Here is an 18390-nt window from a genome sequence, read left to right on the forward strand (position 1 = left end):
GAGCTCCGGCAGGCTGGGCAGATGTTCCGGCGGCATCCCATCCTCAGCGTTCTCACGCTGCTCTACCTGGCCGGTGTCGCGTGGATCACGCTCGGACCGCAGCCGCAGGTGGCGAGCAAAGGCAGCATCGTCATGCAGGTGCTCCGCATCCTGTGGGAGCATCCGGCCACCGATTGGATCACCTACAGCGGCGTCGAGTTCACGGCGAACATCGCGATGTTCGTTCCGATCGGCCTCTTCTTCCTCCTGCTCTTCGGACGCAACAGGTGGTGGGTCGCGATGGGCGTACCGTTCCTCATGACGCTGAGCATCGAGACGGCGCAGATCTGGATCCCTGGCCGCGTCTCCGACATCCGCGACGTCATCTCCAACACCCTCGGCGCCGTCGTCGGAGTGCTCCTCGGCCTCGCGATCACCGCACCCCGTGCACGACGGGACCGCGAGGCGGCCCGCATCGCATCAGCCAGGGCCACGGCGCATCGCGCCTCGCTCAGCGAACGCTGACGAGCGAAGGCTAGCCTCGAAGGCGATGCCCGACACGCTGGTCAAGTCGAATCCGGATGCCCCTCCGCTGTTCTTCGAGGCGGAGGCGGCCGGCCTGGAGTGGCTCGCCTCGGCAGGCGGAGCGCGCGTTGTGCGGGTTGTGAGCGTCGCGCCGGGCAGCATCGAGCTCGAGCGCGTGCCGACCGTCCGGCCGGATGCCGATGCGGCGCGGGCCTTCGGCGCAGCGCTCGCCGTCACCCACGACGCGGGTGCCGCAGCGTTCGGTGCTCCCCCTGACGGCTGGGACGGCCCGCTGTTCATCGGCCGGCGTCCGCTTCCTGAGGCGCACGAGGCCACCTGGGGCGAGTTCTACGCGCGCGACCGCGTGCTTCCGTACCTGGAACTCGCCATCGAAGCTGGCGGCATCGGCCGCGGCCAGGCACCCATCGTGCGACAGGCGTGCGACGAGATCGCCGCAGGCGTGTTCGACGACGACGAGCCGCCGTCGCGCATCCACGGCGACCTGTGGAACGGCAACGTGCTGTGGTCGCCGCAGGGTGTCGTGCTCATCGATCCGGCGGCGCACGGCGGACACCGCGAGACCGACCTGGCGATGCTCGCCCTGTTCGGATGCCCCTACCTGGACGAGATCGTCGACGGCTACCAGGGCGTCCGCAGGCTGCGTACCGGGTGGCGTGAGCGCATCCCGCTGCATCAGCTGCATCCGCTCGCGGTGCACGCCGCGAGCTACGGCCGAGGCTACGGAGACGCCCTCGCGGATGCCGCCGCTCGGGTGATCGCGCTCGCCGATACCCGCTGAACCGCAGGAAGGGCCCGGAACGACCCGCTCTGCTAGGATCGTCACGGTTCAAGTACCACATGAAACTCGCCCTACGGATCAGGCAGGCTGCTGGTCCTCGGTGGTGGAATCCCAACCGCACCCCGCGCGACACACGAATCTCGCCGCGGAATCTCGGCTGCGGGTGGTGCTCTTCTACTGATGGCCGGCGCGGAGCATCTCGCTTTTCGTTACGCCTGTTCTCCCGCATGTTCGGGCGAGTGCGCCATGTCCACACGGGACGGCGCACGAACAAAGGAGAAGAGACCTCAATGGAAGGTCCAGAAATCAAATTCGCCGAGGCCGTTCTCGACAACGGCCGCTTCGGCACCCGAACGGTCCGTTTCGAGACCGGGCGGCTCGCGCAGCAGGCGCAGGGCGCCGTCGCCGCGTACCTCGACGAGGAGACCATGCTGCTGAGCGCCACGAGCGCCAGCAAGCACCCGAAAGACAACTTCGACTTCTTCCCGCTGACGGTCGACGTCGAGGAGCGGTCGTACGCTGCCGGCAAGATCCCCGGCTCGTTCTTCCGTCGCGAGGGACGTCCGTCGACGGAGGCCATTCTGGTGTGCCGTCTGATCGACCGCCCGCTGCGTCCGTCGTTCGTCGACGGCCTGCGCAACGAGGTTCAGATCGTCATCACCGTGCTCTCGATCGCGCCCGACGAGTTCTATGACGCGCTCGCCATCAACGCGGCATCCGCGTCGACTCAGATCTCGGGTCTGCCGTTCTCCGGTCCGATCGCGGGCGTCCGCCTCGCCTTCATCCCCGGCAACGGCGAGCACGAGGACCAGTGGGTCGCGTTCCCGAAGGCCTCGCAGCTGGAGAGCGCGGTGTTCGACCTCGTCGTCGCGGGCCGCGTGCTCACGAACGACGACGGCTCAGAGGGCGACGTCGCGATCATGATGGTCGAGGCCGAGGCCACCGAGCACAGCTGGAACCTCATCCAGGCCGGCGCCACGAAGCCGAGCGAGGATGTCGTCGCGCAGGGTCTCGAGGTGGCCAAGCCGTTCATCCGTCAGCTGGTGGGTGCGCAGAACGTGCTCGCCCAGCAAGCGGCGAAGGACATCGCCGAGTACCCGGTGTTCCTGCCCTACTCGCAACTGAGCTACGACAATGTCGCGGGCCTCGCCTACGACGACCTGGTGAACGTGTACCAGATCGCCGACAAGATCGAGCGGCAGAACGCCGACGACGCGCTCAAGGAGCGGGTCAAGGCCGCCGTCGCCGAGAAGGTCGAGGCTGGCGCCCTGCCGGCCGAGGTGCTCGAGCAGTTCTCGGCGGCGTACAAGGCGGTGTCGAAGGTGGTCATGCGCGGGCGTGTGCTCCGCGAAGGCATCCGCATCGACGGCCGCGGGCTGCGCGACATCCGTCCGCTCGACGCCGAGGTGCAGGTCATCCCGCGCGTGCACGGTTCCGCGATCTTCCAGCGCGGCGAGACCCAGATCCTGGGTGTGACGACTCTGAACATGCTCAAGATGGAGCAGCAGATCGACTCGCTCTCGCCGGTGACGAAGAAGCGCTACCTGCACCACTACAACTTCCCGCCGTACTCGACCGGTGAGACCGGCCGTGTCGGCAGCCCCAAGCGGCGTGAGATCGGCCACGGCTTCCTGGCCGAGCGCGCGCTCGTGCCGGTGCTGCCCAGCCGCGAGGAGTTCCCGTACGCGATCCGTCAGGTCTCCGAGGCGCTGGGCTCGAACGGCTCGACGTCCATGGGTTCCGTCTGCGCGTCCACCCTGTCGCTGCTGAACGCCGGTGTGCCGCTGCGCGCCCCGGTCGCCGGCATCGCCATGGGACTGATCTCCGACACGGTCGACGGTGAGACGCGTTATGCAGCACTCACCGACATCCTGGGAGCCGAGGACGCCCTCGGTGACATGGACTTCAAGGTCGCCGGAACGAGCGAGTTCGTCACCGCCATCCAGCTCGACACCAAGCTCGACGGCATCCCGTCGTCGGTGCTCGCCGGTGCCCTGCAGCAGGCGAAGGATGCCCGCACCACGATCCTGTCCGTGCTGAACGCGGCGATCGACCGCCCGGACGAGATGGCGCCGACCGCGCCGCGCGTCATCAGTGTGCAGATCCCGGTCGACAAGATCGGCGAGTTGATCGGCCCGAAGGGCAAGACGATCAACGCGATCCAGGACGAGACCGGCGCCGAGATCTCCATCGAGGAGGACGGCACCGTCTACATCGGCGCGACCGACGGTCCGAGCGCCGAGGCGGCACGCGCCCAGGTGAACGCGATCGCGAACCCCACCAACCCGGAGGTCGGAGACCAGTTCCTCGGCACCGTGGTGAAGATCGCGACGTTCGGCGCGTTCGTGTCGCTCCTGCCCGGCCGTGACGGTCTGCTGCACATCTCCGAGGTGCGCAAGCTCGCCGGCGGCAAGCGGGTCGAGAACGTCGAGGACGTGCTCTCGGTCGGTCAGAAGATCCTGGTGCAGATCACCAAGGTCGACGACCGCGGCAAGCTGTCGCTGCAGCCGGTCATCGCCGAGGAGGCGGACACCGACGGTCGCGGCGCGACGACGGAGAGCTCGACGGAGCCCGCAGAGGGTCCCGCGGAGACCGTCGAGGCCTGATCGGCCCAGCCCGACACAACGAACACACGCCCGTCCGGCTTCGGCCGCGACGGGCGTGTTTCGTTCGGGAGGCAGCACGCCCCGGCGTGTCGCGGGCACGCCCGCGCGGCCCATGTTGCAGCCGAAAACCACCGAATGCGGGTCGCCGGGCGCGGGATCCCAAGCATTATCCAAAGATTTGGTAACGGTTCAATCGTTTCGACCGGGCTGCCGCGCGGTCGTCAATTACGCTCGCTGGCATAGATGTGACGTGGCATCCCGCGTCGCATGGGCTCGTGGGGGGCTTGGAGAGCTGGAGGGGTACATGGCGCAGTCGTATCCCGTGCGCGCACGGGAGCACGCGAACCGCGGTGTCACCGGGATCGGACCGGTGTTCGACGCGCCGGTGGCGCCTGCCGACTACGACGGCGTGGCCACCGCGCCGCTCTCCATCATCGCGCCCCGCCGTCTTGGTGAGACCGAGACGGCGGTGTACCCGCTCGGACTCGGCACCGCAGCGCTCGCCCGCGCCGCCGACGTCGACGCAGCACAGGCCGTGCTCGATCGCTACGTGCACCTCGGGGGCAATCTCGTGGTCACCTCCGACGCACACCAACGCGGCCTCGGCAACGCGATCGTTGGCGGTTGGATGCATCGTCGCGACATCCGCGACAGCATCGTGCTCGACCTTCGCGTTGGCGCGGGGGAGGAGAGCCCGGGGCTCGGCCAGGTGAACCTGGTGCGCGCGGTGGAGTCGGCGCTGCGCCGGCTCGCGACCGACCGGGTGGACATCCTCACGCTCGATGGCCCGGATGCCGGCACTGCACTCTCCGACACGCTCGCCACCGTCGAGTGGCTGATCGACACCGGCAAGGTGAGATTCGTGGCGTTCTCCGGGTTCTCCGCGGAGAGTCTCATGGAGGCACGCGTGCTCTCATCGTTCGGCCTGCCGAAGGTGGCCGCGATCGAAGTTCCGTACAACCTGATGAACCGGGGCACGTTCGAGGGCGATCTGCGCATCGTCTCGGCAGCGCAGTCGCTCGGGGTGCTCCCGGTGCGTCCGCTCGCGCACGGCTACCTCGCCGGCGCCTACCGCTCGCGCTCCGATCTCAATGCCGAAGCCCGGGGTGCCGGAGTGGCCGGCTATCTGGGTCGGCGGGGACACCGAGTGCGTCAGGTGCTCGACCGGGTCGCAGCCGAGCACGACAGCAGCATGGCCACGATCGCCATTGCCTGGCTCCTCGCCAAGCGCGGAGTGGTCGCGCCTGTCGTGAACGTGGCATCGGCCGTCGAGGTGGACGACCTGATGGCGGCATGCAGCGTGAGCCTGAGCCGCACCGACATGCTCGAACTCGACCGCGTCTCCGAGTAGCCGCCTCCGCGCGGGTGCAGGTCCTTCTCCCCGAGAGGACGGCGTCTTCCGCGAAGGCGGGTGGCAGCTACGACAGCAGTCGCGCCAGGGCGCGGTTCAGTGAGCCCTCGGTGGCGGCCGGGTCGGCGATCGGTGCGCCACCGAAAGCGCCGTCCCTGGCCAGCAGCAGATCATCGGCGGCATCCTCGGGAGCGGATGCCTGCGCCTCGCCGAACAGATCGACGAGCGTCGAGCGCAACCACGTTCGCCACGCCACCACGGCCGGCGTGACGGGCCCCGCCGCATCCAGCTGCGAGGTGGCCGCGTTGATGAACGGACAACCGTGGTAACCCGGGCGCCGTGATTCGGCAGCGAACCGCTCGACCATCGCGCGAAGCACCTCGGAGGCGTCCTTGAGCCGCTCCCGATCAGCTTCGACGGCCTCGCGAGCCTGGTCGGCGCGCGTCTGAACGTACGCCGCGATGAGCACGTCCTTGGAGCGGTAGTGCTTGTAGAACGTGGCCTTCGTCACGTGCGACTGAGCGATGATCCGATCGACTCCGACGGTGTGCACGCCCTCCTCGTAGAAGAGGCGGTCCGCCGTGGCGAGGATCCTGAGTTTGGCGGGAGCGGGCGGGCGCGTGGCGGCGGCTTTCTGATCGGGCATCCGTTGCTCCTCAACTCGGTGGGTTCCGCTGCTCCACGACGAGTCCCGTCGGAGATCGTATGCAAGTATAGAGGGGTAGACAGCATTGTTTGTCCTCAAGAATGCGGACATATTCGCTCGTCTCGGAATCGGCTGTCATGTCTGCCTCGCCCACCGACTCGATCGCCTATCCTGGAGGGGATGAACGGCGCCGTTGACCTCCCACTCGACCGCGCCGATCTGACGTTCGCCGCGTCCGGCGACGCGCTCGTCTCCCGCACCGTGCTGCCCAGCGGGGTGCGCGTTCTGAGCGAGCACGTGCCCGGCGTGCGGAGCGCGACGATCGGGTTCTGGTTCGGCGTCGGATCGCGCGACGAGACCGGATCCCTTCTCGGCCGTACCGGCCACTCGGCCAGTTTCGGCTCGACCCACTTCCTCGAGCACCTGCTGTTCAAGGGCACCGGACGGCGCACGGCTTTCGACATCGCCATCGCATTCGACGCCGTGGGCGGCGAGCACAATGCACTGACAGCGAAGGAGCAGACCTGCTACTACGCCAAGGTGCAGGACCGCGACCTGGGCATGGCGACCGAAGTGCTCGCCGACATGGTGACCTCGTCGGTGCTCGACGCGACGGACTTCGAGAACGAGCGCGGCGTCATCCTCGAAGAGCTGGCCATGGCGGAGGACGACCCGGCCGACGCCGTCAACGAGCGTTTCTTCTCCGCCGTGCTTGGCGAACATCCGATCGCCAGACCCATCGGGGGAAACCCCGCCACGATCAACGGAGCGACGCGGGATGCCGTGTGGCAGCACTACCGCGCGAACTATCGCCCGCAAGACCTCGTGGTCGCAGCGGCCGGTGCGGTCGACCACGCCAGGCTCGTCGCCGACGTAGAGCGCGCCCTCACGGCCGGCGGTTGGCCGATGGCGGAGCCGGCCGCGCCGATCGAGCGGCGGAGCACGCAGGTCGCGGAACTGACCGGGTCCGTCCCGATCGTCACAGCACGCCGGCCCATCGAGCAGACGCACCTCGTGATCGGCACGCCGGGGCTGCGGGCCACCGACGACGCGCGCATCACCATGGGCGTGCTCAACTCGGTTCTTGGCGGCGGCATGTCCAGCAGGCTGTTCCAGGAGGTGCGCGAGAAGCGGGGCCTGGCCTACTCGGTCTATTCGTTCGCCGCCGGCTACTCCGACACCGGCGTGTTCGGCATGTACGCCGCGTGCGCTCCGCAGAAGTCGCGCTCGGTTGCCGGCATCATGCTCGACGAGCTGCGCAGGCTGGCCGCGGAGGGGATCAGCCACGACGAGCTGGCCAGAGCCGTCGGCCAGCTCTCCGGCGGATCGGCGCTCGCCCTCGAGGATTCCGACACGCGCATGACGCGGCTCGGCCGGTCCGAGCTGAGCACCGGCGAGTTCGTCGACCTCGATGAGACCCTGCGCCGGCTCGCGCTCGTGACGGCGGACGACGTGCGGGAGCTCGCGGCCGCGCTGGCGTCCCGACCCCTCACCATTGCCGCGGTCGGAGCCGTCGACGACGACGTGTTCTCCGGCCTCAACTGAACAGCCTCGAATCGAAGGAACCCCAGGTCTTGCCTCACTATCTCTACCTTGTGCGCCACGGCGAGCAGCAGGATGCCGAACACGGCATGCCGGACGGCCCGCTCTCCGCGCGCGGCAAGCGCCAGGCCACGCTCATCGCCGAGCGTCTCGGCGGAGTGCCTTTCACCTCCGCGTACCACTCTCCGTTGCGCCGTGCGGAGGAGACGGCGAAGATCATGGCCGAACGCCTGCCGGCGCTGCAGCCCGAGCCGTCCAGCCTGCTTTTCGACTGCATCCCCTCCGGTCCCACACCCGACATGCCGAAGGCGTTCGAGTCGTTCTTCGGCGGCATCACCGAGGCCGAGATCGAGGCGGGCAGCGCCCAGATGGCGGATGCCGTCAGCGAGTTCCTCACGCCTGCCCGCGCCGACCGGCACGACCTGCTCATCACGCACAACTTCGTGATCGGATGGTTCGTGCGGCACGTCTTCGACGCTCCCGACTGGCGGTGGCTGGGTCTGAACCAGGCCAACTGCGGGCTCACGATCATCCGGGTGCGCTCGGCGAAACCGCCGGTGCTCGTCGTGCACAACGACCTCGGGCACCTTCCCGTCGAGCTCCGCACCGGGATGCCGGAGCTGCAGCCGGTCTGAGTCCCGCTCCGGATTCACGCGGGCGCGTCGACGGCCTTCGCGTACCAGTGGGTCGCGTTCGGGTTGTCGTTGTACGGCTCGATCGACACGTACCCGGAGGTGCGATAGAGGTTTCCCGCGGCCTCGAGGCTCTCGTTCGTGTCGAGCACGAGCCGACGGGCGCCGAATTCGAGTGCACGACGCTCCAGCTCGGCCAGCAGCGCTCGACCCGCGCCCTTTCCGCGCGCGCTCGGGGTGAGCCAGAGGTGCTTGACCTCGAAGCAGGGGAGGGTCGCGCCGGAGCCGTCGCGAGCATCCGCGATCCTGCGTACACCGCCGCAGCCGGCGGGCTCGCCGTCGATCATGGCAACGACGAAATCCCCGGCGGGTGGAACGAAGTGTTCAGGGTCTGGGAGCTTCACGCTGTAGCTGCCCTGCGCCTGCGGGAAGGTCTCGGCACGTTCGGCGAAGTACCTGGCGAGCAGATCGGAGGCGATCGGATCGTCGGTTCGCAGGCTGGTGAAGGTGAGCATCGTGGACAGCTTAAGCTGAAGGCCATGACCATTCGTGTGGCCGTCGTCGGGGCAACCGGAAAGCTCGGCAGCGTCGCCGTCGACCTCATCGAGAAGGCGGAGGATCTCGAGCTCGTCGCCGCTCTGGGCTCCAAGAGCGACCTGGCGGAGATGCTCGGTCCGGAGGATGCGCCGTCCGAGGTGGTGCTGGATGTCACGCTCCCCGCGGTGAGCCCGGGAATCGTGGACTACGCGCTGGATGCCGGTCGCAACGTGGTCGTCGGTACGTCCGGGTGGTCTGCGTCGCGGCTCGCACCGCTCGGCGCCCGGCTCCGCGACCTGCCGGAGCGCGGCGTCATCGTCGTGCCCAACTTCTCGCTCGGATCGGCCCTCGGCACGGCCTTCGCCGCGTCGGCCGCCAGGTACTTCGACTCGATCGAGATCGTCGAGTCGCACTCGGCGTCCAAGATCGATTCCCCGTCGGGAACGGCGGTTCGCACGGCCGAGCTCATCGCACAGGCGCGCGACGAGCAGGGCCCGGTGTCCGCCCCGCACACCGACCAGCGAGCGCGGGGCCAGCAGGTGGCCGGTGTTCCGGTGCACAGCCTGCGCATGGCCGGTGTCGTTGCCAAGCAGAGCGTCGTGCTCGGTGGCGCCGGTGAGACGCTCACGATCACCCACGACACGACGGATGCTCGCGCCTACGCGGCCGGCATCCTGCACGCCTTGCGCTCAGCACCGGAGGCACACGGACTCACCGTCGGCCTCGATCGACTGCTCGGGCTGTGAGGTCGAACGAGTGAGAGGACGCGTCGCGGCGGTCGTGATGGCCGCTCTGCTGCTGCTCTACGTCGTGATCGTGGTGCGCTATGGCATCATCCTGCTCGCTAGCGGATCGGGCATCGGAATCGCCATCGCGATCGCGCTTTTCGTGCTTGCGGTGATCGCCGCGTGGGCGCTGCTGCGCGAACTGTGGTTCGGGGTGCAGACGCAGCGACTCGTGCGCATCCTCGATGCCGAGGGCGGCCTGCCGGTGGACGACCTTCCGCACCGCGCCAGCGGGCGTCCGTTGCGCGATGCGGCCGACGAGGAGTTTCCCCGATACAAGGCGGAGGTGGAGGCGGAGCCGAGCAGCTGGCGCGCCTGGTTCCGGCTCGGCCTCGCCTACGACGCGTCGGGCGACCGCCGCAGGGCGCGCCGGGCCATGCACGAGGCGATCAGGCTGCACAGGGCCGATCCCGCAGCCGCCGCGTAGAACCCGACGACGGCTCTCGACCGCGGGGCGCCGGACGGCCGGCGCGCAAGAAGATTCAGGCCAGTTCGGCCTCGATCGTGATCGGTATGCCTGCCAACGCCTTCGACACGGGGCAGCCGCTCTTCGCCTCGGCCGCGAGCCGCTGGAAGTCGGCGTCCTCCAGCCCAGGAACTGTCGCATTCACCAGCAGGTGGCTTCCCGTGATTCCGGGAACGGACGGGTCGAACGTGACAGCGGCCGTCACCTGGATGCTCTCCGGCGGCGTGCCGTTGCTGGCAAGGATGTTCGAGAACGCCATGGCGAAGCACGCCGAGTGTGCGGCACCGATGAGCTCTTCCGGGTTGGTGGTGCCGGACTCGCCCTCGGACCTGGCCCGCCAGTTGACGGCGAAATGAGCCGCGTTCGAGGAGTCGAGGTTGACCTCGCCCGACCCGCTCGTCAGCTCTCCCCGCCAGACGGTGGTTGCTTCGCTAGTGATGGCCATGGTCGCTCCCTTGCATTCGGATGCTTGTCGTCTTCCCCAGCGTAGGTGCCGAGGAGCGTGACCGGGAAGGGGGCGGCTGTCTGCTCCGCTCAGATCTGGGGCTGGCTGCGGCGAACGAGGCCGAAGCGCACGAGCAGCAGGTAGATCTGGCACCCGAGGCAGTAACCGAACACGGCGTTGAGGAATGCCGCGATGAACGCGAGCGCCGCGGCGACCACCGCGGCGTACGGAACGCCGACGAGCTGCAGCACCACGCCGAGCGCGGTGATCACGAAGCCGACGCCCTGCGCGAACGTCGGCGGAGCGGCGTCCTCGAGCTCGGCCGGCGGCCTCAGCCGCGGCCTGACCAGAGCCCGGAAGATCAGGCCCCATGGATGCCGAGCGATGCCCGCTGCGGCGCCCCACAGGAAGAGCAGCGCGAGCGCTGCGAGGAGCACGGTCGCCGCGGCCGTGGCACCGACGAGCCCGAGGAACAGATCGACGAGCAGGAGCGCGGCCGTGATGCCCGCTCCGAACCGTGGTCCGCGCGGATCGATGCCGGGCTTCTTCACGCTGTGACCGTCAGCCGGTGACGACATGACTCTCCTTCTCGAGCTCGTCGAGTCGCGCCGCCACCTCGTCGGCGCGAGGAACCCCGCCGATGCGGGAACGGATGCCGCCGGCGGCATCCAGCAGCAGTATCGTCGGCGTCTGCACAACACCGAACTCCGAGGCGAGGTGCGGTCGCTGCCCGAGGTCCACGTCGACATAATGAACGCCGTCCCGCCCTGAGACGACCCGGTTCAGAAGGCGTTCCGCGATGCGGCAGGGGCCGCAGTACTCGGTGGAGAACTGCAGGATGGTCGCTGTCGTGCCGAAGGCGACGTCGGGTCCGAGGGACTGGGCGGTGACACGCTCTCCGCTGGCGTCTCGCACTCGACCGTTCCGTACACGCCAGAGAACGCCGGCGAGCGTCGCGATCAGGACGAGGCCGGCGATGACGGCGAGAGCGGCTGGGGCATTCATGGCTGATCGCCACGCTACGTGTCGGGCGCGCGGCGGCGACGGTGTGTGACGTACCGTGACGTGCTCGCGAAGGCCAAGCCACGATAGCCTGAACCTCGTGTCCACGTCACAGAATCCGTTCGGCCAGGTACTCGTCGCGCTGGTGACTCCGTTCACCGCCGACGGTGAGGTGGATTGGCCCGGCGTGGAGAAGCATCTCGACGACGTCATCGCCGACGGTGCTGACGGCATCGTCATCTCCGGCACCACCGGCGAGACCTCGACGTTGACCGACCGTGAGAAGCTCCGCCTCATCGAGGTCGGACTCGACGTCGCGGCGGGTCGCGCCAAGATCATCCAGGGCGGCGGGTCGAACGAGACCGCGCACGCCATCCAGCTCTACAAGGCCAGCGAGAAGGCCGGCGCCGACGGCGTCATGATCGTCACGCCCTACTACAACAAGCCGACGCAGGCGGGCATCCTCACCCATTTCCGTCTGATCGCCGATGCCACCGACCTGCCGGTCATCCTCTACGACATCCCCGGGCGCACCGGCGTGCCCATCAAGTACGACACGATCCTGCGCGCGGCCAAGCATCCGAACATCGTGGCCATCAAGGATGCCAAGGGTGACTTCGCCGAGGTCTCGCGCGTGCTCAACAACACCGACCTGATGTACTTCTCCGGCGCTGACGAGAACGTGCTGCCGCACTTGGCGATCGGTGCCACCGGACTCGTCGGTGTGACGGCGAACATCGCGGCACGTCCGTACCGGCAGATCATCGACGCGGTCAACCGGGGTGACCTGAAGACCGCGACCGAGCACCACAAGCAACTGGAGCCTCTCGTGCGTGCGGTCATGACGCACGTGCCTGGCACGGTCGCAGCCAAGTACGTGCTTCACGGGCTCGGCCGCATCCAGAGCCCCCGGGTACGGCTCCCGCTCGTGGGGCCCGAGGACTTCGAGGCGGCGCAGATCGAGGCGGATCTCGACCTCGTGCACGAGGTCGAGGGTCTCGATCTGACCAACTTCAGGCCCGATCGCAACGCGGCCGCCGGAGGAGCGCTCCCTAAGGTGGCGGGCACGACGCGCTGACGGCACCGCACCGGTCGGCGGCGTCGACCGGCCGAGAGAACGCCACCCGGGATGACTTCGGGTCGGCACAGGAACAACGAAAGGCACGGCATATGCCCGCGTCGGTATACGACCCGCCAGCGCTTGAGCCGGGAACAGTGCGCATCATCCCCACGGGTGGCCTCGGCGAGGTCGGCCGCAACATGACGGTCTTCGAGATCGACGGCAAGATCCTCATCGTCGACTGCGGCGTGCTCTTCCCCGAGCAGGACCAGCCGGGCGTCGACCTGATCCTTCCCGACTTCGGGCCGGTGCGCGATCGTCTCGACGACGTCGTCGGCGTCGTGCTCACGCATGGTCACGAGGACCACATCGGAGCGGTGCCCTACCTGCTGCGACTCAAGCCGGACATCCCGCTGCTCGGGTCCAGCCTCACCCTGGCGCTCGTGGAGGCGAAGCTCAAGGAGCACCGCATCCAGCCGTACACGCTCACGGTGAAGGAGGGCGGGCGGGAGCGGCTCGGCCCGTTCGAGCTGGAGTTCGTGGCGGTGAACCACTCGATTCCGGATGCTCTCGCCGTCGCCATCCGCACCCGCGCCGGCCTCGTGCTCCACACGGGCGACTTCAAGATGGACCAGCTGCCGCTCGACGATCGACTCACCGACCTGCGCGCCTTCGCGCGGCTCGGGGAGGAGGGCGTCGACCTCTTCCTGGTGGACTCCACGAACGCGGACGTGCCGGGATTCACCGCTCTGGAGCGCTCGATCGGGCCTGTGCTCGACAACGTCATCGCCCGCGCACCGCGGCGGGTGATCGTCGCCAGCTTCTCCAGCCACGTGCACCGGGTGCAGCAGGTGCTGCACGCGGCGGCGGCCAACGGCAGGCGCGTCGCGCTCCTCGGCCGTTCGATGGTGCGCAACATGACCATCGCTGCGGACCTTGGCTATCTGCACGTCCCGGAGGGTGTGCTCATCGACTACAAGAAGGCCGCCGACCTGCCGGACGACAAGGTCGTGTACATGTCGACCGGATCCCAGGGCGAGCCGATGGCCGTTCTCGCGCGCATGGCCAACCTCGACCACCAGATCGAGATCGGGCGAGGCGACACGGTCATCCTCGCCTCCAGCCTCATCCCCGGCAACGAGAACGCCGTGTACCGCGTCATCGACGGGCTGACGAAGCTCGGCGCGACGGTCGTGCACAAGGGCAACGCGAAGGTCCACGTCTCCGGCCACGCCGCGGCCGGAGAGTTGCTGTACTGCTACAACATCCTGAAGCCGCGCAATGTCATGCCCGTGCACGGCGAGTACCGCCACCTGGTCGCCAACGCCCAGCTCGCGCAGGACACGGGCGTGCCGGAGGAGAACACGCTCCTGGCCGAAGACGGCAGCGTGATCGACCTGCGCGACGGCGTCGCCCGCATCGTCGGGCAGCTCGACCTCGGGTTCGTGTACGTGGACGGCTCCTCGGTCGGCGAGATCACGGATGCCGACCTCAAGGACCGCAGGATCCTCGGCGAGGAGGGCTTCATCTCGATCATCGTGGTCGTCGAGGCGGGCACGGGACGCGTCATCACCGGGCCGGAGGTGCACGCGAAGGGCTTCGCCGAAGACGATGCGGTGTTCGACGACGTCAAGCCGAAGATCGCCGCTGCGCTCGCGGATGCCGCGCACAACGGCGTGCGCGACGCCCACGCGCTGAGCCAGGTGGTGCGTCGCACCGTCGGACGCTGGGTGAACACGAGCTACCGCCGCCGACCGATGATCGTCCCGTTGGTCATCGAGGCGTAGCCACGGGCCGCCGGCGCAAGCGCGTTCGCAGCCACTTCGCGCAAGGGCAGCCACAACGGTTGGCTGCAATCGCGGAAAGTGGCTGCGGACGAGCCAGTCTGGAGACACCCGCAGGCGCTCACCGGCGATGACGGCCGCCGCCGCTACCGTTGTCCCATGGCCACGAGCACGAAGTCGACGTCGCGCGCCCGCGCGCGCGGCACGTCGGCCACGCGCACGCCGTCGCGTCAGACGGCGACCCAGAAGACCAAGGTGCTCCCCGCTGCTGAGCCGCAGCGCGGGATCCTGACGAAGGCGTGGCTGGGTCTCGCACACATGGTGGGTGGAGCGGCGCGCGCGTTCGGGCCGGAGATGCTCGCCAAGGAGGAGCGCCGAGACGGCCTCCCGTTCTTCATCGTGCTGCTCGCCGTGGCCGGTGCGATCGTCGAGTGGTTCCTGATCGACAACCAGGTGGCGCAGCAGCTGGATGCCTGGACCTTCGGCGGGCTCTTCGGCCGCGTGGCGTTCGGTCTGCCTGTCGTGATGCTGCTGCTGGCCGTGTGGTTGTTCCGCCACCCGGCTTCCGTGCACGACAACACGCGCATCGGCATCGGTCTCGCGCTGCTCCTGGTGACCGTGTCGGCCCTCTGCGAGATCTTCTCGTCCCGACCGCAGCCGAGCGACGGAATCGACGAGCTGGCGAAGGCCGGTGGCGTCATCGGCTGGATGGCAGGGGCACCGCTCGCGGCGGTGGCGACGCCGATCGGTGCGGCGGCGATCGTCATCGTGATTCTGGTGCTGAGCATCCTGATCATCACGAAGACGCCGCCGAACCGCGTCGGCAAGCGCCTCGGCGAGCTGTACTCGTACCTGTTCGGCGCGCAGACCGAAGAGGCAGCCGAATCCGCCGATGAGCAGGAGGAGCGCCCGGCGCGCAGGTCCCGCCGCGGCAAAGACGCTGCGGAAGACGAGGAAGCCGAGACCGACGAGAGCGTGCCGTGGTGGCGTCGCAACAAGAGCGGCCGCGAGGTGGATCCGGACTTCGAGCCGGGCGACACGTCGTTCACCGAGGTGCTCGGCGTCGCGTCCTCCGGCGCCGGCTTCGACACGGCGCTCGAGCAAGAGCCTCAGGACTACAAGACGGAGGTGCTGGCCGACCTGCAGGATGCCGAGAACGCGGTGAGCAGGTTCACCGGCGATGTGGCGCTCGCCGGCAAGCATCCCACCGGGCTGCGTCCGGACACCGCGACCGCGGTCCTCCCGGGCTTCGGCGCCCTGTCAGACGAGGACTTCGACGAGGCGGCCGCAGAGGCGGCCAGGCCGCTGGAGGCGGTGCCGGACGCGCCGTACGTGTTGCCGGCGGCATCCACGCTGTCCGCAGGAACGCCGGCGAAGGCGCGTTCTGCAGCGAATGACGAGGTCGTCGCGGCGATCACCTCGGTGCTCGACCAGTTCCAGGTGGATGCCCGCGTCACCGGCTTCTCGCGTGGCCCGACCGTCACGCAGTACGAGATCGAGCTCGGGCCCGGCGTCAAGGTCGAGCGCGTCACGGCGCTCAGCAAGAACCTCGCGTATGCGGTGGCGTCGAACGAGGTGCGCATCCTCTCGCCGATCCCCGGCAAGAGCGCGATCGGCGTCGAGATCCCGAACTCGGACCGCGAGATCGTGTCGCTCGGCGACGTGCTGCGCTCGGCAGCCGCGACGAATAGTCATCACCCGATGACCATCGGCGTCGGCAAGGACGTCGGCGGCGGATTCGTGGTCGCGAACCTGGCGAAGATGCCGCACCTCCTGGTTGCCGGCTCCACCGGCTCCGGCAAGTCGATCTTCGTGAACACGCTGATCACGAGCCTGCTGATGCGGGCGAAGCCGAGCGATGTGCGCATGGTGCTCGTCGACCCGAAACGGGTCGAGCTCTCGGTCTATGCGGGTGTTCCGCACCTCATCACGCCCATCATCACGAGCCCGAAGAAGGCGGCGGAGGCGCTGCAGTGGGTCGTCAAAGAGATGGACATGCGCTACGACGACCTCGCCAGCTTCGGCTTCCGTCACATCGACGACTTCAACAAGGCCGTGCGCAACGACGAGATCGTGCTGCCGGAGGGCAGCGAGCGCAAGCTGAAGCCGTATCCGTATCTGCTCGTCGTCGTCGACGAACTCGCCGACCTCATGATGGTGGCTCCTCGCGACGTCGAGGACTCGATCGTGCGCATCACGCAGCTGGCGCGCGCGTCGGGTATCCACCTCGTGCTCGCCACGCAGCGGCCGTCGGTGGATGTCGTCACCGGACTCATCAAGGCGAACGTGCCTTCGCGACTCGCGTTCGCCGTGGCGAGCGTCACCGACTCGCGAGTCATCCTCGACCAGCCTGGCGCCGACAAGCTGATCGGGCAGGGCGACGGGCTCTTCCTGCCGATGGGCGCATCCAAGCCCATTCGCGTGCAGGGCGCCTACGTGGCCGAGAGCGAGATCCAGCGCGTGGTCGACCATGTGACGAGCCAGGCGCGTCCCGAATACCGCCAGGATGTCGCTGCCGGACCGGAGAAGAAGCAGATCGACTCCGACATCGGCGACGACCTCGACCTGCTGCTGGCCGCCGCCGAGCTCGTCGTCTCGAGCCAGTTCGGCTCCACCTCGATGCTGCAGCGCAAGCTGCGCGTCGGGTTCGCCAAGGCCGGGCGGCTGATGGATTTGATGGAGACCCGAGGCATCGTCGGGCCGTCGGAGGGCTCCAAAGCGCGTGAGGTGCTGATCAAGCCCGACGAACTGGCCGGCACGCTGGCGTTGATCCGGGGCGGCAGCGACGCCGACGGCGGAGACCCCGACGACTAGCGCCGAGTATGAACTCAAGGCGAAATCGCCACCGGCGGGCCTACGGCCGAGCTCTGCTCACCCGATGAGGTGACCCGACAGTGGTCTGACCACTTGACGTCTGACCAATTTTCGGCCAGGTTGGTCCTATGGCGCTGCGGCCGGTGACTCGACGATCGATACCTGAAGACGTCTTCGAGCAGATCATGTCTGACGTGCTCAGCGGGGAAATGGCGCCCGGGGAGACGTTGCCCAATGAGCGCAGGCTCGCCGAAGTGCTCGGTGTGTCCAGACCGACGGTTCGTGAGGCGCTCAAACGTCTCGCGGCCGCGGGATTGGTCGAGGTTCGGCACGGGGACGCCACCACCGTCCGGGACTACCGCCGTCACGCGGGCCTGGACTTGCTGCCCCGCCTGTTGCTCCGCGGTGGCGATCGGGCTGACGGACTGGATCTGGCGGTCGTGCGCAGCATTTTGGAGACCCGGCTGCACAACGGGCCCAAAGTCGCCGAACTGGCTGCGGAACGCAGAGGCCCGCACGCGACCGGTCTGATAGAGGGCGCCGTGGATGCGTTGGCCGCCGAAGCGGATCCGGTGGAACGTCAGCGCGCCGCGCTGACATTCTGGGACCACGTCGTCGACGCCGCGGACTCCATTGTCTTCCGGCTGATGTTCAACACCTTGCGGGCTACCTACGAACCCGCACTCCCGGCCCTTGCCACCGTGATGACCGCCGAGCTCAGTCGCCCAGAGCTGTACCGGCGGGTGTCACAGGCGATCACCGCCGGCGATTCGCCGGCTGCCAAACGTGCTGCAACCGAGCTGCTCGAGCCGGCCAACCACAGCCTTCTCACCGCTTTGTCGAGCTTGGATGGACGGCGATGACAACGCACCTACGCAGAAACTTCACCCTGCCCGTGGCCGGCCGGGAGTTTTGGTGCCATCCGTCCCCCGTGGGAATCGCACTGACGTTCACTGCGGCGTTGACGGCCAGGATCGTCGTCGGCGACTGGCAGCTCACTGACGTGGTGCTGGCGGCACTCATGGTCGCCACTTTTCCGGTTTTCGAGTGGATCATCCATGTCGCGATCCTGCATTGGCGGCCGCGCAGTATCGGCCGGTTCGTCGTGGATCCTTTGCTGGCCCGCAAACATCGCGAGCACCACGGCGACCCGCGGAAAATCGAACTCGTCTTCATGCCGTGGCAGACGTTGTTCTGGGCGATCCCGACTGCCGTGGCCGTGGCGTTGGTGGCCTTCCCCCGACTCGGTCTCGGGCTGACGTACCTGGTTTCCTTGACTGCCCTCGGGCTGGCCTACGAGTGGACGCATTACCTCATCCACACCGACTACAAGGCAAAAACCAGTGTGTACCAGTCGATTTGGCGCAATCACCGACGGCATCACTTCAAGAACGAACACTACTGGTTCACCGTCACC

18 protein-coding genes are annotated in these 18390 nt (G+C 68.2%); 13 read left to right on the forward strand and 5 right to left on the reverse strand.

What is annotated here, in order from left to right:
• Nucleotides 1-21 precede the first annotated feature (21 nt).
• From ACTHNC_RS12735 to ACTHNC_RS12750, 4 genes are all read left to right on the forward strand, one after another.
• Nucleotides 22-504 carry a VanZ family protein gene (locus ACTHNC_RS12735; RefSeq protein ID WP_440294977.1) on the forward strand — a complete coding sequence of 161 codons (483 nt, stop codon included), beginning with the start codon at nt 22-24 and terminating at the stop codon, nt 502-504.
• Nucleotides 505-529: 25 nt separating this feature from the next.
• Nucleotides 530-1303, forward strand: coding sequence for a fructosamine kinase family protein (locus ACTHNC_RS12740; protein WP_440294978.1), 774 nt, complete (start codon nt 530-532; stop codon nt 1301-1303).
• A gap of 290 nt (nt 1304-1593) precedes the next feature.
• Complete coding sequence (locus ACTHNC_RS12745; protein WP_440294979.1) at nt 1594-3909, forward strand: polyribonucleotide nucleotidyltransferase; 2316 nt, start codon at nt 1594-1596, stop codon at nt 3907-3909.
• A gap of 304 nt (nt 3910-4213) precedes the next feature.
• The gene (locus ACTHNC_RS12750) at nt 4214-5260 is read left to right on the forward strand and encodes an aldo/keto reductase (RefSeq protein ID WP_440294980.1); all 1047 of its coding nucleotides are present in this window, start codon (nt 4214-4216) and stop codon (nt 5258-5260) included.
• 67 nt (nt 5261-5327) lie between these two features.
• Here ACTHNC_RS12750 and ACTHNC_RS12755 read toward each other — a convergent pair whose 3' ends face one another.
• Nucleotides 5328-5906 (reverse strand): TetR/AcrR family transcriptional regulator, encoded by a 579-nt coding sequence (locus tag ACTHNC_RS12755; protein WP_440294981.1) that lies wholly within the window; start codon nt 5904-5906, stop codon nt 5328-5330.
• Between the two features lie 180 nt (nt 5907-6086).
• Between ACTHNC_RS12755 and ACTHNC_RS12760 the strand changes: the two genes are divergently transcribed.
• Both ACTHNC_RS12760 and ACTHNC_RS12765 read left to right on the forward strand, forming a co-directional pair.
• Nucleotides 6087-7451 (forward strand): M16 family metallopeptidase, encoded by a 1365-nt coding sequence (locus ACTHNC_RS12760; RefSeq protein ID WP_440294982.1) that lies wholly within the window; start codon nt 6087-6089, stop codon nt 7449-7451.
• 29 nt (nt 7452-7480) lie between these two features.
• Nucleotides 7481-8083 carry a histidine phosphatase family protein gene (locus ACTHNC_RS12765; protein WP_440294983.1) on the forward strand — a complete coding sequence of 201 codons (603 nt, stop codon included), beginning with the start codon at nt 7481-7483 and terminating at the stop codon, nt 8081-8083.
• Between the two features lie 14 nt (nt 8084-8097).
• On the opposite strand, the gene ACTHNC_RS12770 is transcribed toward ACTHNC_RS12765, so the two are convergent.
• Nucleotides 8098-8595: a GNAT family N-acetyltransferase gene (locus tag ACTHNC_RS12770; RefSeq protein ID WP_440294984.1), complete on the reverse strand. Its 498-nt coding sequence runs from the start codon at nt 8593-8595 to the stop codon at nt 8098-8100.
• Between the two features lie 24 nt (nt 8596-8619).
• Here ACTHNC_RS12770 and dapB point away from each other — a divergent pair, with 24 nt between their 5' ends.
• Both dapB and ACTHNC_RS12780 read left to right on the forward strand, forming a co-directional pair.
• On the forward strand, nt 8620-9363 hold the full coding sequence (gene dapB / locus ACTHNC_RS12775) for a 4-hydroxy-tetrahydrodipicolinate reductase (protein WP_440294985.1): 744 nt from the start codon (nt 8620-8622) through the stop codon (nt 9361-9363).
• A gap of 10 nt (nt 9364-9373) precedes the next feature.
• Nucleotides 9374-9829, forward strand: coding sequence for a hypothetical protein (locus tag ACTHNC_RS12780; RefSeq protein WP_440294986.1), 456 nt, complete (start codon nt 9374-9376; stop codon nt 9827-9829).
• A 55-nt stretch (nt 9830-9884) separates the two neighbouring features.
• Here ACTHNC_RS12780 and ACTHNC_RS12785 read toward each other — a convergent pair whose 3' ends face one another.
• The 3 genes from ACTHNC_RS12785 to ACTHNC_RS12795 all read right to left on the reverse strand — a co-directional run bounded on the left by ACTHNC_RS12785 (nt 9885) and on the right by ACTHNC_RS12795 (nt 11318).
• Nucleotides 9885-10313 carry an OsmC family peroxiredoxin gene (locus tag ACTHNC_RS12785; protein WP_440294987.1) on the reverse strand — a complete coding sequence of 143 codons (429 nt, stop codon included), beginning with the start codon at nt 10311-10313 and terminating at the stop codon, nt 9885-9887.
• An 89-nt stretch (nt 10314-10402) separates the two neighbouring features.
• A complete protein-coding gene (locus ACTHNC_RS12790; protein WP_440294988.1) occupies nt 10403-10891 on the reverse strand; it encodes a DUF4395 domain-containing protein in 489 nt (162 codons plus the stop codon).
• Nucleotides 10875-11318 carry a TlpA family protein disulfide reductase gene (locus tag ACTHNC_RS12795; RefSeq protein WP_440294989.1) on the reverse strand — a complete coding sequence of 148 codons (444 nt, stop codon included), beginning with the start codon at nt 11316-11318 and terminating at the stop codon, nt 10875-10877. Before ACTHNC_RS12795 ends, ACTHNC_RS12790 begins: the two co-directional genes overlap by 17 nt.
• Before the next feature lie 97 nt (nt 11319-11415).
• Here ACTHNC_RS12795 and dapA point away from each other — a divergent pair, with 97 nt between their 5' ends.
• The 5 genes from dapA to ACTHNC_RS12820 all read left to right on the forward strand — a co-directional run.
• A complete protein-coding gene (gene dapA / locus ACTHNC_RS12800) occupies nt 11416-12393 on the forward strand; it encodes a 4-hydroxy-tetrahydrodipicolinate synthase (protein ID WP_440294990.1) in 978 nt (325 codons plus the stop codon).
• A 92-nt stretch (nt 12394-12485) separates the two neighbouring features.
• The gene (locus ACTHNC_RS12805; RefSeq protein ID WP_440294991.1) at nt 12486-14162 is read left to right on the forward strand and encodes a ribonuclease J; all 1677 of its coding nucleotides are present in this window, start codon (nt 12486-12488) and stop codon (nt 14160-14162) included.
• A 156-nt stretch (nt 14163-14318) separates the two neighbouring features.
• Nucleotides 14319-16973: a DNA translocase FtsK 4TM domain-containing protein gene (locus ACTHNC_RS12810; RefSeq protein WP_440294992.1), complete on the forward strand. Its 2655-nt coding sequence runs from the start codon at nt 14319-14321 to the stop codon at nt 16971-16973.
• 128 nt (nt 16974-17101) lie between these two features.
• Nucleotides 17102-17836 (forward strand): FadR/GntR family transcriptional regulator, encoded by a 735-nt coding sequence (locus ACTHNC_RS12815; RefSeq protein WP_440294993.1) that lies wholly within the window; start codon nt 17102-17104, stop codon nt 17834-17836.
• A gap of 68 nt (nt 17837-17904) precedes the next feature.
• Nucleotides 17905-18390, forward strand: a 486-nt coding sequence (locus ACTHNC_RS12820; protein WP_440294994.1) for a sterol desaturase family protein, incomplete at its 3' end; no start/stop codon positions are given.

The sequence above is a fragment of the Humibacter sp. genome (genome assembly GCF_051954055.1).
Classification (GTDB): domain Bacteria; phylum Actinomycetota; class Actinomycetes; order Actinomycetales; family Microbacteriaceae; genus Humibacter.

Bases quoted from the DNA above. Each gene is read 5' to 3' on its own strand.
- ACTHNC_RS12795 (WP_440294989.1), bottom strand. From the start codon at position 11,318: ATGAATGCCCCAGCCGCTCTCGCCGTCATCGCCGGCCTCGTCCTGATC.
- dapB (WP_440294985.1), top strand. From the start codon at position 8,620: ATGACCATTCGTGTGGCCGTCGTCGGGGCAACCGGAAAGCTCGGCAGC.
- ACTHNC_RS12770 (WP_440294984.1), bottom strand. From the start codon at position 8,595: ATGCTCACCTTCACCAGCCTGCGAACCGACGATCCGATCGCCTCCGAT.
- ACTHNC_RS12790 (WP_440294988.1), bottom strand. From the start codon at position 10,891: ATGTCGTCACCGGCTGACGGTCACAGCGTGAAGAAGCCCGGCATCGAT.
- ACTHNC_RS12740 (WP_440294978.1), top strand. From the start codon at position 530: ATGCCCGACACGCTGGTCAAGTCGAATCCGGATGCCCCTCCGCTGTTC.
- ACTHNC_RS12815 (WP_440294993.1), top strand. From the start codon at position 17,102: ATGGCGCTGCGGCCGGTGACTCGACGATCGATACCTGAAGACGTCTTC.
- ACTHNC_RS12805 (WP_440294991.1), top strand. From the start codon at position 12,486: ATGCCCGCGTCGGTATACGACCCGCCAGCGCTTGAGCCGGGAACAGTG.
- ACTHNC_RS12745 (WP_440294979.1), top strand. From the start codon at position 1,594: ATGGAAGGTCCAGAAATCAAATTCGCCGAGGCCGTTCTCGACAACGGC.
- ACTHNC_RS12785 (WP_440294987.1), bottom strand. From the start codon at position 10,313: ATGGCCATCACTAGCGAAGCAACCACCGTCTGGCGGGGAGAGCTGACG.
- ACTHNC_RS12750 (WP_440294980.1), top strand. From the start codon at position 4,214: ATGGCGCAGTCGTATCCCGTGCGCGCACGGGAGCACGCGAACCGCGGT.
- ACTHNC_RS12760 (WP_440294982.1), top strand. From the start codon at position 6,087: ATGAACGGCGCCGTTGACCTCCCACTCGACCGCGCCGATCTGACGTTC.
- ACTHNC_RS12735 (WP_440294977.1), top strand. From the start codon at position 22: ATGTTCCGGCGGCATCCCATCCTCAGCGTTCTCACGCTGCTCTACCTG.
- ACTHNC_RS12810 (WP_440294992.1), top strand. From the start codon at position 14,319: ATGGCCACGAGCACGAAGTCGACGTCGCGCGCCCGCGCGCGCGGCACG.
- ACTHNC_RS12755 (WP_440294981.1), bottom strand. From the start codon at position 5,906: ATGCCCGATCAGAAAGCCGCCGCCACGCGCCCGCCCGCTCCCGCCAAA.